The sequence below is a fragment of the Burkholderia sp. D-99 genome (genome assembly GCF_011605345.1).
In the GTDB taxonomy this organism is placed as follows: Bacteria; Pseudomonadota; Gammaproteobacteria; order Burkholderiales; family Burkholderiaceae; genus Burkholderia.
In genome coordinates this window covers 167,281-183,483 of record NZ_JAAOXM010000005.1, presented here as the reverse complement: position 1 = coordinate 183,483, position 16,203 = coordinate 167,281, and the positions used below count along the sequence as shown (strand labels likewise).

Here is a 16,203-nt window from a genome sequence, read left to right as displayed (position 1 = left end):
TCGAGCGCGCCGGACGCGCGCCGGCAGCTGGCCACCTTCAACGAAACCGCGGCGGCCGGCCCTCGCCATCCGACGGTCGTCGAGATGTTCGAAGCGCAGGTCGCCCGCACGCCGGCAGCGCCGGCCCTCGTCACCGACAGTGCGTTGATGACCTACGCCGACCTGAACGCCCGGGCCAACAGCCTCGCGCATCAGTTGCGCGAACATTACGGCGTCGGGCAGGAATCGCTGGTCGGCGTCATGCTCGAACGTTCCGAATGGATGATCGTCGCGATTCTCGGCATCCTGAAGGCAGGGGCGGCGTTCGTTCCGTTGGACCCGGCCTATCCGGCCGAACGGATCAATCACATTCTCGGCGACACCGGCCTGTCGCTGCTGGTGACCCAGTCGAGTCAACTGGCGCAATGGTACGAGTTCTCCGGCGTGACACTGCTGCTGGACCAGGAGCTCCCCCACTGGACGCCGCTGCCGGACAATCCGCCTTGCCGCGCCGAACCGGCGAACCTGGCCTACGTGATCTACACGTCCGGCTCGACCGGGCGCCCGAAAGGCTGCCTGCTCGAACACCGGAACCTGGCCCACTACATCGCGTGGGCCGTCGAGTACTACTTTCCGGAAAGCACGACCGGCAGTTTCGGCCTGTACAGCTCGCTGTGCTTCGATTTCACGCTGACCAACCTCTTCTGCCCGCTGGTGCGCGGCAAGACGCTGCGCATCTATCCGCAGTCGGAAAGCATCGACACCATTCTGGCCCGGATGTTCCAGCCCGGCAGCGGCGTCGACACCCTCAAGCTCACGCCGACCCACATTCATCTGCTGGAGTACATGAACCTGGCACGCTCCGGCGTGCGCAAGGTGATCGTCGGCGGCGAGGAACTGACGCCCCAGCACATCGCGACGCTGCGGAAGATCGATCCGTCGATCGAAATCTACAACGAGTACGGTCCCACCGAGGCGACGGTCGGCTGCATCGTCGAGCGCGTCGAGGACGTGCCGGCTTCGGTGCTGATCGGCCGGCCCATCGCCAACACCCGGGTGTACATGCTCGACGAGGCCCTGCGGCCGGTCCCGCTTGGCGTGCCGGGGGAAATCTGCCTCGCCGGCGCCGGCCTCGCACGCGGCTACCACCTGCGACCCGACGTCACCGCCGCGAAATTCGTCGAGCATCCGTTCCCCGGCGAAGCGCGCATCTACCGCACCGGCGACATCGGCCGATGGCTGCCCGACGGACGGATCCAGTGCTATGGGCGCGTCGACGACCAGGTCAAGATTCGCGGGCACCGTGTCGAACTCGGCGAGATCGAGGCCGCGATCACCGCGCACGAGGCGGTCGTCGGCGCAGCGGTCATGCTGCGCGAATCGGCTCACGGCGTGCGCAAGCTGGCGGCCTACGTCAAGGGTTCCGCGAGCCTGAACGTGCCGGACCTCAGGGCGTTCCTGGGCGGGAAACTGCCGGACTACATGGTCCCGTCCGACATCGTCCTGATCGCCGAATTTCCGCTCAACGCCAACGGCAAGCTGGATCGCCCGGCGCTGCTGGCCATGGAGCCGGCCGCGGCGCCCGACGCGGCCAGTCCCGACGCCACGCCGGTCCAGCTCGAACTGTTGCGCATCTGGCGCGACGTGCTCGACAACCCGGCCGTCGATCTCGCCGGCCGCTTCTTCGACTACGGCGGCGATTCGCTCCAGGCCATGCAGCTGGTCTCGCGGATCTGGGGCAGCTTCTCCGTCGAGATCGGCATCGACGCGATCTTCGAACTCCAGACCATCGGCGCGGTGTCCGACCTGATCGAGGCGTCGTCACCCCGCGCCGGTGCGACGGCCGGCAACATCCTGCCCCGCTCACGCGCGAACGACCTGCCGCTGTCCTTTCCGCAGCAGCGCCTGTGGTTCCTCGCGCAACTGGAAGGCCCGTCGGCCGCCTACAACATCTCGAGCGCGCTGCGTTTCGACGGCGCACTGGACCTCTCGCGCCTGCGGGCCGCCGTGTCCGGGATCAGCCGGCGTCACGAGATCCTGCGCACGACGTTTCCCGCCATCGACGGCCTCGGGGTCCAGCGCATCGCGCCGCCCGCGCCGGTCGCGCTCGACGTCGTCGACGTCGCCAGCGAGTCCGAGGCGCTCGCGCTGCTCGCCGAGCAAGCCGATCGCCCGTTCGATCTCGCCGCCGGGCCGCTCTATCGCGTCGTGCTGTATCGCGTGCATGCGGATTTGCACGTCTTCGGCGTCGTGATGCATCACATCGTGTCGGATGCGTGGTCGTCAGGCATCCTCATCGGCGAACTGGCCGCGCTCTATGCAGGCCAGCCGCTGCCGGAACTGGCCATCCAGTACGCGGACTACGCGGTGTGGCAGCACGAGCGCCTGGCGTCCGCCGATACGCATCGGGAACTGGCGCTTCTGAGCGCATCGCTGACGGACGCGCCGGACCTGATCGAACTGCCCACCGACCGTCCCCGCCCCGCCATCCAGCAGTTCCGCGGCGCGGTGCTGCCGTTCCGGCTGGACGGCGAACGCGCCGACGGCCTGCGCGCGATCGCACGTGCGTCCGGCACCAGCACGTTCATGGTCGTACTCGCTGCGTATGCGCTGCTGCTGTCGCGGTACAGCCATCAGCAGGACCTCGTCATCGGCTCCCCGATCGCCAATCGGCGCTCCAGCATGACCGAGCCGCTGATCGGCTTCTTCGCGAACATGCTCGCGCTGCGCGTGGACCTGTCGGGCAATCCGAGCTTCGACGAATTGCTGGCGCGCGTGAAGCGCGTCGCGCTGGACGGCTATAGCCGCCAGGAGATTCCGTTCGAACAGGTCGTGGATTCGCTCAAGCTCGAGCGCAACCTGAGCCGCACGCCGGTTTTCCAGGCCGTGTTCGCGTACGAGAAAGCGCAATCCCAGGCGCTGAGCTTCCCCGGTCTCGTGGCGACGCCGGTGTCGGTGGAGACCCACACCGCCAAGTTCGACCTCACGCTCCATATCCAGGATGCCGACGACGGCCTGGCGGGCTCGCTGGAATACAACCTGGACCTGTTCGACGCCGCCACGATCGATCGCATGGCGGAACACTTCCGCACGCTCGTCGATGCCGTGATCGCCGATCCGGACCGGCCGCTCGGCGGGCTTGCGTTGACGAGCGAAGCGGAGCGGAACCTGCTGACCGTCGAGTGGAACCAGACCGAAACGGATTTTGGCGAGGCCGCCGCTCAACCGTTGCACCGCCTGTTCGAACAGCAGGTCGAGCGCACGCCCGATGCCGTCGCCGCCGTCCATGACGACGGCACGCTCACCTACGCCGAACTCAACCTGCGCGCCAACCGCCTCGCGCACCGGCTCATCGCCCTCGGTGTCGGGCCCGACGCCCTCGTCGGCGTCGCCATGGAGCGCTCGCTCGACATGATCGTCGCGCTGCTCGCCGTCCTCAAGGCCGGCGGCGCCTACGTCCCCGTCGACCCCGACTATCCCGCCGAGCGCGTGCGCTTCATGATCGAGCACGCGCAGTTGCGCTGGCTCCTCACCCAGCAACATCTGCGCGACGCGCTGCCCGACACCGAAGCCGCCCTGATCGTCGTCGATTCCAGCGAACTCGACCTCGATCCCGACGCCGTGGCCAACCCCGAGCCTGATCTGAGCGGCGACAACCTCGCCTACATGATCTACACGTCCGGTTCCACCGGCCGGCCCAAGGGCGCGCTCAACACCCATCGCGCGATCACCAACCGCATCCTCTGGATGCAGCACGCCTACTCGCTCGACGCCGACGACGCCGTCCTGCAGAAGACCCCGTTCAGCTTCGACGTCTCGGTCTGGGAGTTCTTCTGGCCGCTCGTCACCGGTGCGCGCCTCGTATTCGCCCGACCCGGCGGACAGCGCGAGACCGACTATCTGGCCGAACTCATCGCGCGCGAACGGATCACCACGATTCACTTCGTGCCGTCGATGCTGCGTGCCTTCCTCGACCATCCGGACCTGGACGCGCACTGCACGTCGCTGCGCCGCGTCGTGTGCAGCGGCGAGGCGCTGCCCTACGACCTGCAGCAGCGCTGCTTCGAGCGCCTGGACGTCAGGCTGTACAACCTCTACGGCCCCACGGAAGCCGCCGTCGACGTGACCGCATGGGAGTGCAAGCGCGACGACCCGCACCGTATCGTCCCGATCGGCCGGCCCATCGCCAATACCCGCCTTCATATCGTGGACGCGCACATGCAGCCCACGCCGCTCGGCATCGCAGGCGAACTGCTGATCGGCGGCACGCCGGTGGGGCTCGGCTATCACGGCGAGCCGGAACTGAGCGCCGAGAAGTTCATCGCCGACCCGTTCTCGACCGACCCGCGGGCGCGCCTTTACCGCACCGGCGATCTCGCGCGTTACCGCCCCGACGGCAATATCGAGTTCCTCGGCCGCATCGATCACCAGATCAAGCTGCGCGGCCTGCGCATCGAACCCGGTGAGATCGAGGCGGCGCTGCGCACGCATCCGGCGGTCGACGACTGTGTCGTGATCGCGAAAACGGAAGGCATCCGAACGTTCCTGATCGCCTATATCGCGACCGCAACGCCGGACCTCGCCGATCTTCGCGCCTATCTGGCCGGCAAGCTCGCTGACTACATGGTGCCGTCGCAGTTCGTCGCGCTGGCGTCCTTGCCGATGCTGCCCAACGGCAAGATCAATCGCAAGGCGTTGCCTGCGCCCGCGGACACGATCGACGCGGCCCTGCCGCACGCGCCGGCCGTCACGCCCCGGGAAATCCTGCTGGCGTCAATCTGGCAAGACGTGCTGCAACTGCCTTCGGTCGGCATCCACGACAACTTCTTCGAACTGGGCGGCGATTCCATCCTGAGCATTCAGGTCATCGCGCGCGCCAATCGGGCGGGACTTCGTGTGACGGCGAAACAGCTGTTCCAGTACCAGACGATCGCGCAGCTGGCCGCCGCACCCGAAGAGCGGGCAACGTATGCGTCGAGCGTCAGCCCGCTGGGCGATGCGCCGCTCACACCGGTGCAGCACTGGTTCTTCGAGCAGGAGACCGATGCGCCGTCGCACTACAACCAGACGGTCCTGATCCAGGTGCCGGCGGATATCGACGCGTCGAGGCTCGCCGACGCGTTCCGGCAAGTCCACGAACATCACGATGCATTGCGCCTGCGTTTTTCGCGCAGCGCGGGCCGCTGGACCCAGGAAGTCGTCGCCGGCGGCGAGGCGCCCGCATGCTTCGCGAAGCGGGAGATCGCCGGCGACGCCGGCGAGCGCCTGGCGGCGATGCGCGCCGCCGCCGCCGAAGCCGAACGCGGCATCGACATCACGCACGGCCCGCTACTGGCGGCCCGGCTCTTCTGCGTGGCGGACGAGCCGCTCGCCCGCCTGTTCGTGTCGGTCCATCACCTGGCGGTGGACGGCGTGTCGTGGCGCGTGCTCCTCGAGGATCTGCATGCCGCCTACCACGGCCAGCCGCTGCCCGAGAAAACAACTTCGTTCCGCGAATGGGCGTTGCATCTGCAGCAACTGAGCCGGTCGCCGGCCATCGGCAACGAAGCCGGGCTGTGGCAGGCCCTCGTCGCGCAGCCCGTCGAACCGATGCCGGTCGATTATCCGGCCGCGGGCGCGGCCAGCAACGCGGTCGGCGACGCGGCGTCCGTGTCGTTCGAGCTGGACGAAGCCGCCACGACGGCATTGCTGCGCCGGCTGCCGCGGGCCCACGACACCCGCATCAACGACGTCCTGCTCGCCGCGCTTGCGCAAGCCTGCAGCATGGTCACGGGCAACGCCCGCACCCGGATCGATCTCGAGAGTCACGGCCGCCACGTGTCGGATGCGCCGCTCGACCTCACCCGGACGGTGGGCTGGTTCACCTCCATCTACCCCGTCGTGCTCGAGGCCGACGCTCGGCACACGCCGGAGGAAGCGCTGCGTGCCGCACGGCAGCAGTTGCGCAGGATTCCGGCCGAAGGCTTCAGCTATTCGCTGCTTCGCTACCTGAGCCCCGACGACGCGGTGCGCGACGGTCTCGCCACGCTGCCGAACGCCGATATCCTGTTCAACTATCACGGGCAGCTCGATACCGTGTTGCAGCAATCCGAAGGCTGGCGCCCGGCGGCCGAGGACCTCGGTTCGCTGCGTGCCGAGCGGTCGCAGCGCACGCATGCGTTCGAGATCGTCGCCGCCGTTGTCGACGGCAGGCTTCAGGTGGACTGGCGCTACGGCGAGCGGCTGCACCGGCGGCAGACGGTCGAGAATCTGGCCGCGCACTTCAAGGATCGCCTGCTCGACTTCGCGGCGTCGGTCCAGGACACCGCATGGGACGACATCGAGGACAGCTACCCGCTCTCTTCGCTGCAGCAGGGCATTCTGTTCCATTCGCTGTACGACCTGGATCCCGCCGCCTATTTCCAGCAGTTCAGCTTCGTCGTCCGCGGCCCGCTCCAGGTGCCGGCGCTCCGGCAAGCGTGGGCCCATGCGCTCGCGCGCCATCCCGTGTTGCGCACCGCGTTCGCGTGGGCCGATCGCGATCAGCCCGTCCAGACCGTGCTGCACACGGTCGACCTGCCGTGGACGTGCCTCGACTGGCGATCCCGCGATGCGTCCCGCCGTGCGCAGGACTTCGACGCTTTCCTCGCCGATGACCGGCGGCGCGGCTTCGATCTTCAGCGCGCGCCGTTGTTCCGCTGCACGCTGATCCAGGAAACGGACACGCGCCATCGCTTCTGCTGGAGCGCGCACCACATCATTCTCGACGGCTGGAGCACCGCCATCCTGATGAAGGAAGTGTTCGACGACTACCTGTCGCTCGTCCGCACCGGCGCGCCCGCGGCGGCCGCATCGGCGCCGGGATACCGCACGTACATCGACTGGCTCGCGCGCCATCCTCGCCCGGCCGACGAAACCTGGTGGCGCGCCGAACTGGCGGGGTTCCATGCCGCCACGCCGATCGCGGCCGGTCCGGCCCGGCAGGCCGCCGGCGACGCCGCTCGGCAGGCTACGCGGCGGACACAGCAATTCCTGCTGGACGAGGCCCTGGCCGCGCGGCTGCAAGCGCTCATGCGCACCCATCGCGTCACCCTCAACGTCCTGATACGCGCTGTCTGGGCATTGGTGCTGCAGCGCCACGCCGGAACGGACGACATCGTCTTCGGCGTCACCGTGTCCGGTCGCCCGCCGATGCTCGACGGCGTCGAGTCAATCGCAGGGCTGTTCATCAACACGCTGCCGCTGCGCTTGCGCATCGCGCCGGAGCGCCCCTTCGTCGAATGGCTGGCGGAGGTCCACGCAGCCCAGACGGCCATGGAACCGCATTCGTACAGCTCGCTGGTCGATATCCAGTCATGGAGCGAACTGCCCGCCCGCGACAGCCTGTTCGACAGCCTGCTGGTGTTCGAGAACTTCCCGGTTGCCGCTGCTCCCGATCTCGGGCCGGACGACATCGAGATCCTCGACACCCGCGCCTTCGCGGAATCGAATTACCCGCTGACCCTGACCGTGCACCCGAACGAGCGCATCGGCTTCGAAATTTCGCACGACGCACACCGCGTCGCGCCCGACGTGGTGCGGCAGATGCTGGACACCCTCCGCGCGTTGCTGGAGCGATTCGCCGCCGAGCCTGACCAGTTGACCGGCCAGCTCGCCGATGGGCCGGCTGCCGGTGGCCAGCCGGGCGCGCCGCGCGGCGTGGCCGACCCTGCCGTCCAACCCGCCGCCGGTCCGGTTACGGCGGCACGCGCCGTCGCGCCGACGGCACACGAAAGCACGTTGCTGGCGATCTGGCAGCGGATCTTCAAGCGAGACGACATCAAGGTCAGCGACAACTATTTCGATCTCGGCGGTCACTCGATCATCGCGATCCAGCTGATGGCCAATGTCGAGAAGGCGTTCGATCGCCGGCTGCCGATTTCCTGTCTCTTCGAGAATCCGACGATCGAGAAACTGGCGGCGGCGCTGGCCACGCAGGAACCGTCCGCCCCTGCCGGCGGGCTCGTGCCGATCCGCGACGGCGGTCCCGCTGCGCCGCTGTTCCTCCTGCCGGGCGCCGGCGGGAACGTCGTCTACTTCCACCCGCTCGCGAACCACCTGAGCGGAACCCACGCGATTCACGGGCTGGAAGCGCTCGGCCTCGACGGCGCCTGCCTGCCGCTCACCCGCGTGGAAGACATCGCGGCCCGTCACATCGAACGCATCTGGCCGCTGGTGGGCGCGGGCCCTTACTACCTGGCGGGCCACTCGTTCGGCGCGCAGGTGGCGCTCGAAATGAGCCGGCAGCTCGTCGCCAAGGGCGCCGTCGTGAAGCTGCTGGCGATCTTCGATGCGTCCGCACCCATCGACAGCCCGGCCGCCACCTACTGGCAGGACTGGGACGACACCGAATGGCTGGTCGCGATCGCCCACGAAATCGGCACCTTCCTCGGGACCGACCTTCAGGTGACGCGAGACGACCTCGTCCCGCTCGATCCCGACGGCCAGGCCGGCCTGATCCTCGACCGGATCGGCGCTCGCGGCAGCTGGTTCGCGGACGCCGGACCCGACCGCCTGCGCGCCTATCTGCGCGTCTATCAGGCCAACTTCAAGGCGCACTACGCGCCACAAGCTTCTCCGCTGCCCGTGCCGATCGCGTTGTTCCGCAGTACCGAGCGCGATCCTGGCGACTACGACCCGTCGCCCGAGATCGCGCAGCTTCGCCTGGACCCGGCCTGGGGGTGGTCACGCTTCTCGGCGCTTCCCGTCGAGGTGACGGACGTCCCTGGCGACCACCTGACCATGCTGCTCGATCCGCATGCCGGTGTCCTCGCTGCCCATGTCAATCAGTTCCTGGAAAAAACGCCCTCATGAAATCAACGCCGACGATCGACAACACTTTCGCCCGCAAGGTCTGCATCAACCTGGACCGGCGTCCCGATCGCTGGGAGGCGATGCAGCGAAAATTCGCCGAGCAGAACATCCTCACGGTGGAACGGCTGCCCGCCGTCGATGCAAGGCTCGCGAGCGTGCCGGAATCCTTGAGCCACATGCGTCCGCAGGACTACGGCTGCACGATGAGCCATCTCGCCGCCGTCAAGCAGGCCAAGGCCGCCGGCGCGAGCGAAGTCCTGATCTTCGAGGACGACGCGTTCTTCGCCGCCGATTTCGCCGCGCGCTTCCCCGAGTTCATCGCGCAGGTGCCGGATGACTGGCACATGCTGTTTCTGGGCGCGTATCACTTCGCACCGCCCATTCCCGTCGCGCCGAACGTCGTCAAGACGGTGGAGACGCTGACCGCGCATGCGTACGTCGTCAGGCACTCGCTTTACGACGCGTTCATCGCGATCAACGAGCATCCGCCGGCCATCAACGACCGCAACAACCTCGTCCTGCAGAAGACGTTCAACTGCTACTGCTTCGAGCCCAATCTGGTCGGCCAGGAGTCCGGCTACTCCGACATCATGGACGAAGTCATGCCGGAAAAGCCGCTGACCTATTCCATGCCCATTCCGGATGGCTGGTAACGCCTGCGGTCCACGCTCGCCGCGATCCATCACTCGACAGGCCATTGACTATCATGCAAATCACTACCGTTGACCATGAAGCGGCATTCGTACAGGCCGCACTGGATGCGCTTCACCGGGACCGCAAGCTCGGCGAGGCGATTTCGCTGGCTTACGGGAAATGTGAATCGACCGCCGGCGTGATCGACCTGATTTTTCCGTTGATCACGAAGAAACTGCGGATCGATTACATCCTCATGTACAGCATCGAAAGCAATCCCCGCACCCTCCTGAAATTTCTTCGGCTGATCGAGTCGCAGCTGATCCGGAACGACGGCTGGACGGCCGCGTCGGTCGAGGCTGCGTTGCAGGGCGTGGCCGATTCCATGAACGTCGGCTGGGACCGTGCGCAGCGCCTGCTGAAGTGCTGCATCCTGTTTTCCGATTCGCCGTTGGAAATCGTCGAAAGCATCACGTTTCTCGGAAGGCACGAGGCCTCGTCGAGATTGAGATCGGCGGCACACGTCATCGAACTCAGTCACCTGGTCAACTGAGCCCTTCCCGTTTTCACGCCTCTCCGAATAGCGACTCATGGACTCCGCGCAAAGCAAATCGCCGCCGTGGCACTCAGCCGTCACCCTGATGTGGCGCAGTCATCCCTGGTTGACCCTGGGCACGGTCCTGACGGGCCTCATCAGCGGCGTGGCGTCGATCGCGGGCGTCGGCCTGATCAGCCGGGTGCTTCACGACCAGGACGATCGACCGATGCTGTTGATGATCTTCATCGCGGTGAACGTCGTCGCGGTGATCTGCCGGAGCGGCGCTGCCGCGATGCCGTCCTACGCGTGCATGAAGATCATGACGCGATTGCGCGTCAACCTGTGCAAGCGCATCCTGGCGACGCCGCTGGAAGACATCGACAGGCGCGGCGCGCCGCATGTGCTGACGATGCTGACGCAAGACATTCCGCAACTGAGCCAGACCCTGCTCACCATACCGACGATCCTGGTTCAATCCGTCATCCTGATGTGCAGCGTCGCCTATCTCGCCTATCTGTCGTGGATCGTTTTCGCGTCGACGGTCACGCTGACGATCGTCGGCCTGGTGCTCTACCTGTTGTTCTATCGAAAGGCGGCCAATTTCACGGAACGCGTGCGCGACGAGTTCGTCCAGTTCAACGAATACACGCATAGCCTCGTGTTCGGCATCAAGGAACTCAAGCTCAACCGGGCCAGACGACGCTGGTTCACCAAGGCGGCGATCGAAGTCTCGTCACGGCGCGTGGCGGGCTACAACTTCATCGAACGCTTCTGGTTCATGACCGGCGACAGCATCGGCCAGGTCACCGTGGCGGTCCTGCTCGGATTCCTGCTGTTCGGCGTGCCGTCTCTCGGCGTCGTGGATCCCGCCGTACTCATGGCGAGCATCCTGGCCGTGCTCTACATGATGGGGCCGCTGACCATGCTGATCAACATTCTGCCGATCGTGGCCGAGGGCAAGACCGCCCTCGCCCGACTCGCGGAATTCGGTTTCCTGATCGACGACACGCCAGATTCATTCGGCAAGCCGCCCTCGCCCGGCATGGGGGAATCCACGCCGATCAGGTCATGGCAGCGTATCGAGTTGCGCGACGTCAAGATGACCTACCGTGACAACGCGTCGTCGGTCGACTTCGTCCTGGGCCCCGTCAACCTGACGATTCACGCCGGAGAACTGATCTATGTGATTGGTGGAAACGGCAGCGGCAAAAGCACACTGGCGAAGGTGCTCAGCGGCCTCTATGCGCCAACCGAAGGCCATATTGCCCTGGACGGAGAGGTCATCGACGACGATGCGCGGGAGCCGTACCGGAATCTGTTTTCCACCGTATTTACCGATTTCCATCTATTCAATCGCATCATCGGGCCGGACCATGAAAGCGCGAGCAGCGAGCGTGCGCGGGAATACCTCGAAACCCTCAAGCTGGCCGGCAAGATCGAAATTCACGACAAGACGTACTCGACGACCACGGCCTTGTCGACGGGGCAGCGCAAGAGACTGGCGTTGCTTTGCGCCTACATCGAGGATCGCCCGATTTATATCCTGGACGAATGGGCTGCCGACCAGGATCCGGTTTTCAAGAAATTCTTCTACGAAGTGCTGGTGCCCGATCTGCAAGCGCGGGGGAAATGCGTGATCATCGTGACCCATGACGATCAGTATTTCAGGCTGGCCGGTCGGGTCATTCGCCTGGATAGCGGTCGCATCTTCTCCGATTCGGCCAGGTGTCCCGTCAGCGCCGACATGGCAGGATGACCGGTGACCCGGGCCGCCGGGTGTCATCGGAGGCGGCGACGATGCGATGCGGGTGTTCGCGCGTACGACTGTCGAACCCTCCGTGCAACGAGCGGGCGTCCGGACGATGCCGCTTCGTCACGTGACGATCCCGTTTTCAACGAACGGCGGATCGCCCGGGCCGGCGACCGCTTCAAGGGCCGAATGCGTCGATCCGACCCGCGGCGCCGCGCATCGCACCGGATTCGATGGCCGGTGCTTCGTCGGTTTGCCCCGGATATCCGCGACAAATGGATGAGCGGCACGATGTTCGGATCATGTCGGCGCGCGGCGCGCGCGAGCGCAGCTTCAACGCCTCGTCAGGCGTCTTCCGACAGAGTTGAACAGAGGGTCGATGAAGCAGCCGAAGCCGGGACCGCGATCCGATTCGCGAAAGGAAGCGGCGTCATGCCGCCGATGCGCACGGCACGCAATTGTCGATCATCCATTTCGTGAGCCCGTGCCGGCCGCTGATGCCGAGCTTCACCGCGGCACGCTTGATGTACGTCTCGACCGTGCTCTCCTTGACGCCGAGCTCGCCGGCCATTTCGCGCAGCATCTTGCCCGCGAGCAGGCCGAGACACACTTCGCTTTCGCGCGCCGACAGCACGACCGAGGCGCGCGCAAGCCGCGATTCAAACTCGTGGCGCAGCGCCTCGACACCCGACCCGAGCGCCATCGCACCGCGCGGCGTCCCGCTTTCGCGCACGCCCTGCCGCCGCGTCGATGCATGCCACTCGACGAGCGGCAGCAGCGTATCGGCGAAATTTCTCAGGAACGACATCTCCTGCAACGAAAAGTCGTCATGCGACGCCGCACGATGCAACGAGATCACGTAGCGGCGATTCGCCTTGCGCGACACGAGGTGGCACTGGAATCCCACGCCCGCCCCACGCGGCGGCACGACCTCGCCGCCGTTGCCGCGCCGCATCAGCGGATCGACGTGAATGAGCTGCCGGTCGCAAGCGGCCACGATCCGGTTCCGCAGTGGATGCGTCGCCGGTTCCCGCTCGCCGTGCGCGACCGGTGCGCCGCCGCGTCCGTCGTCGCGCGTCGCGCCGAACGCACCGAGCGATTCCACGTGGACCACTTCGCCCGCCGGCTCATCGAGCGTCCATTCCGTCATCCTGGTGGTTGCGACCGGAATCGATCCGACCAGCAATGCATGCATGTCGGATGCGAACCGCTCACTGCCGGCGCTCGAAATCACCTTCCCGAGCTTCGCGAAGATCGCGACCATCTGACTCTCCTTGTTGTGCGTGCTTGAGGACGGCGGCGCAGGGATTGACGATTGCTGGCGAACCCTGCCATAAGCTGGAACATTTATTTCAGTCATTGAGTGTGGCGGAATAAAAGCGCGCTCTTGGCGTGTTTACCGAATAAAACGCAACAAAAAACGTCGAAACGATTCCTCTCATTGATTTGATGCACGAATACCCTAGCTGCGTATGATATCTACGATTTAAGATATTTTGCAGTCAATTGGATATTTTCTTCAGGCGCTTCGTTCAACAAAACTGAAATCGATTGATGTACCAGTTTTGAATGAATAGATTCGCCATTATTTGCCACGATATTTCGCAACAATCCAGCCATGCATTGCGCGCGGGAGCTTTAGTTTCTGTTTCAGTTCCGTTTGCGAAACATCGTTCGAGAGAAGCTGGGGTGGATTTCATCCAGGATTATTCGTTCTCCACCATGCTTTTGGCATCGAGCGCCGCTTGTCACACATCGAACAGATTGATACCATTTCGGCGCTGCAAGGGGTGAATCATCAACCGATCTTAAATTGCGAGTGATTTTATTTAAAAATGTGAAACATGAGAATAAATATTCACGCGCAATCGTCCTTTATTGATCGTCGCGGCTAGCGCTTCGTCACGCGATATTCAGTCGAATTCCCCTACTCGCCTGCCGACAGGACAGGCCGGCGCCAGTTGAATAAGAAACCGGGCAACTTCTGGATTTCCTTCCAGAGGTCCGCGGTGATGCGCGTCCGCGAATCGCCGAACCGGTCGCCTTTTCAATCCTGACCGGCCAACGCTTTACCTCGCATCGCTGCTGTTCGAATTGCCGCATCCCGGTATCAACGCGTCATCAGTCGTCTTTCCGATTGTCAAAACCATTCCGAAAAAACTGGAGCACACCATGAGTCAAGACTTCCGAGACGAACCTGCGTCGCGCCGCGCTTTCCTCGCCGATATGGCGAAGCTCGCGGCCGCAGGCGTCGTCACCGGCTGGACGCCGCTCTACCAGATTGCGGCCAACGCGCGGACCGCTGACGCGACGCCGCCCGGCTTCCCGGCCGATATCCCGCTTTACAAGCAGGCGTTCCAGAACTGGAGCGGCGAAATCGCGGTGCAGGACGTATGGACCGCCGCGCCGCGCTCTGCCGACGACGTCGTCGCGGCGGTCAACTGGGCGCGCGCGAACGGCTACCGGATCCGCCCGCGCGGGTACATGCACAACTGGTCGCCGCTGACGCTGGATCCGGCCGCCGGTGCCGCGAACCTGGTGCTGCTCGATACGACGAAGTCGCTGACGGCCGTCTCCGTCGACACGTCGGCACGTCCGGCGCGCGTCACCGCCCAAACGGGCATCTCGCTGGAGTCGTTGCTCGCGACGCTCGAGCAGTATGGCCTCGGCGTGATTGCCGCGCCTGCGCCAGGCGACATCACGCTCGGCGGTGCGCTCGCGATCGATGCACATGGCACTGCCGTGCCGGCGGCCGGTGAAACCTTGCAACCGGGCCACACCTACGGCTCACTGAGCAACCTCGTGGTCGCGCTCACCGCGGTCGTGTACGATCCGGCCCGGCAGCAATACGTGCTGCGCCGGTTCGAGCGCAGCGATCCCGAGATCGGCGCGTTCCTCACGCACATCGGGCGGGCGTTCGTCGTCGAAGTCACGCTGACGGCGGGCCCGAACCAGCGGCTACGCTGCCAGAGCTACGTTGACATTCCGGCATCCGAACTGTTTGCGCCGGCCGGCACATCGGGCCGCACGATCGCGTCGTATCTCGATCGTGCGGGCCGGGTGGAAGCCATCTGGTTCCCGTTCACCTCCAGCCCGTGGCTTAAGGTCTGGACGCCGACGCCCAGCAAACCGTTCCTGTCGCGCGCCGTCACGCAGCCGTACAACTATCCGTTCTCCGATTCGATCCCGCAGTCCATCTCGGACCTCGTCAAACGGATCGTGATCGGCGGCGAAGGCGCATTGACGCCGCTGTTCGGCCAGACGCAATTGGCCATCACGGCCGCCGGTCTCGCGCTCACGCTTAGCGGGGATATCTGGGGCTGGTCGCGCACCGTGCTGCAGTACATTCGACCGACGACGCTGCGCGTCACCGCGAACGGCTACGCGGTACTGGCGCGGCGCGCCGACGTGCAACGCGTGATCAGCGAATTCGTGCAGTTCTATCAGAACCGCGTCGACACGTACAAGGCGCGTGGCGAGTATCCGATGAACGGTCCCGTCGAAATCCGTATCACCGGTCTCGACAAGCCGGCCGATGTCGGCGCCGGCGCAGCCGTGCCCACCCTGTCCGCACTCAAGCCGCGCCCCGACCGGCCGGATTGGGACGTCGCCGTGTGGTTCGATATTCTGACGTTACCGGGCACGCCGTCTGCCGATCGCTTCTATCGCGAGATCGAGCAATGGATGCTCTCGAACTACACCGGTTCGTATGCGACGCTTCGCCCCGAATGGTCGAAGGGTTGGGGCTACACCGATACAGCTGCCTGGCAAGACGACACGATGCTCACCAGCACGATTCCGAACCTGCATCGTGAAGGACAGCCGGCGCAGAGCACGTGGGATGCGGCGCGCGCGACCCTCGAACGCTACGACCCGAACCGGATCTTCCGGTCGCCGCTGCTGGATCGGTTGATGCCGTAGCGATCCCGGCGGATGCCGGAGTCGAAATTCGTGGATTGTGCCGATGGCGTTCGCTTGAACGCCAATCGTGGCTGGACAGTCGCGACCCTGCCTCGATTTCACGTACGGCGCCTCATGCGGCGATCGACCCGGCCTTGTAGTCGACGGGGGTAAGGTGGTTGACGAGGGTCCGCTGTTGTCCGGATCCTGATTCCATCACCTGACACCCGCGCACGGGCATCTGCGGGCGAGGTATGCGGATTGCACGGAACAATTTCGCGGTCGTAGCGACTCGCCGACGTCGGAGACAGCGCTCACGGTTACATACACCACTGTCGGCCATTTTCATTCCAGTCGATGTGCTGGCCACATCACCCCGCGGCCAGGCCCGCAACGATCATTCGGCCCTGCCCATCCCGGTCTACTCGACGTTGTCCGACACATCCGTCAATTCGATCTATGGCTCGACGCGAAACGCGAATGCGTTCAACGTGCGCAATGGCGTGTACAAGCAGTCTCAGGACGTCGATGCGTATATTGATCCACGCTTCAGCGGGCTGCATTGACCATA

6 protein-coding genes and 1 pseudogene are annotated in these 16,203 nt (G+C 65.1%); 6 read left to right on the top strand and 1 reads right to left on the bottom strand.

Features of this window, described 5'->3' with window-relative positions; translation table 11 throughout:
- Window positions 1–84 precede the first annotated feature (84 nt).
- The 4 genes from HAV18_RS20545 to HAV18_RS20530 are packed head-to-tail and all read left to right on the top strand — an operon-like array spanning window position 85 to window position 11,738.
- Window positions 85–8,811, top strand: a complete 8,727-nt coding sequence (locus HAV18_RS20545; protein ID WP_243771738.1) for a non-ribosomal peptide synthetase — start codon at window positions 85–87, stop codon at window positions 8,809–8,811.
- Window positions 8,808–9,464 (top strand): glycosyltransferase family 25 protein, encoded by a 657-nt coding sequence (locus tag HAV18_RS20540; protein ID WP_166959101.1) that lies wholly within the window; start codon window positions 8,808–8,810, stop codon window positions 9,462–9,464. The genes HAV18_RS20545 and HAV18_RS20540 overlap by 4 nt, the downstream gene beginning before the upstream one ends.
- A gap of 53 nt (window positions 9,465–9,517) precedes the next feature.
- Complete coding sequence (locus HAV18_RS20535; protein ID WP_166959099.1) at window positions 9,518–9,997, top strand: hypothetical protein; 480 nt, start codon at window positions 9,518–9,520, stop codon at window positions 9,995–9,997.
- A 37-nt stretch (window positions 9,998–10,034) separates the two neighbouring features.
- A complete protein-coding gene (locus tag HAV18_RS20530; RefSeq protein WP_166959097.1) occupies window positions 10,035–11,738 on the top strand; it encodes a cyclic peptide export ABC transporter in 1,704 nt (567 codons plus the stop codon).
- 424 nt (window positions 11,739–12,162) lie between these two features.
- Here HAV18_RS20530 and HAV18_RS20525 read toward each other — a convergent pair whose 3' ends face one another.
- On the bottom strand, window positions 12,163–12,996 hold the full coding sequence (locus HAV18_RS20525; protein WP_166959095.1) for a response regulator transcription factor: 834 nt from the start codon (window positions 12,994–12,996) through the stop codon (window positions 12,163–12,165).
- A 908-nt stretch (window positions 12,997–13,904) separates the two neighbouring features.
- Here HAV18_RS20525 and HAV18_RS20520 point away from each other — a divergent pair.
- A complete protein-coding gene (locus HAV18_RS20520; RefSeq protein ID WP_166959094.1) occupies window positions 13,905–15,653 on the top strand; it encodes a cholesterol oxidase substrate-binding domain-containing protein in 1,749 nt (582 codons plus the stop codon).
- A gap of 425 nt (window positions 15,654–16,078) precedes the next feature.
- Window positions 16,079–16,198: pseudogene (locus HAV18_RS20515) on the top strand (ABC transporter substrate-binding protein); the annotation flags it as partial.
- Between the last annotated feature and the right edge of the window lie 5 nt (window positions 16,199–16,203).